Source organism: Protofrankia coriariae (assembly GCF_001017755.1).
Lineage (GTDB): Bacteria > Actinomycetota > Actinomycetes > Frankiales > Frankiaceae > Protofrankia > Protofrankia coriariae.
This window is the reverse complement of the sequence record NZ_JWIO01000104.1, coordinates 1-385: the sequence shown is the minus strand read 5'-3', so window position 1 is coordinate 385 and position 385 is coordinate 1. Positions and strand designations below refer to the sequence as shown.

Genomic DNA, 385 nt, shown 5'->3' with positions numbered 1-385 from the left:
TTTGACTTGACATCTACCGGTCCACCGGGCAGATGTGGACATGGACCGCGAGATCCGGGGTGCGGACCATGCGATGCTCCGCGGCCCAGACCCGAAGCCTGTACCCGGCCGCTTCGAGCGGCGCCACGTAGCCCGGCTCGTCCTCCAGATCCGGCACGCTGACCTGGATGTCCACGATCGGTTTGGCGGCAAGACCCGGGACGGACGTGGAGCCGATGTGCGCGACGCGCCGGGCCCGCGAGCCGAGCGCCGCTTCTATCCGGCCTCGTTCCGCCTGGAACCGCACAGGCCATGCCGGGTCGTAGTCGACGACCTGGATGACGCGGTGCTCCACCCCGCCGATCAGCTCAGGGCCTCTGGTCACCGTTCCATCCTGCCCGGGACG

General features: G+C 69.1%; 1 protein-coding gene. It reads right to left on the bottom strand.

The genetic code is table 11. The annotated features are described in order from the left end of the window. Positions 1 to 13: 13 nt before the first annotated feature. Positions 14 to 385: GrpB family protein (locus FrCorBMG51_RS24395; RefSeq protein ID WP_235433871.1), on the bottom strand; the 372-nt coding region annotated here is incomplete at its 5' end.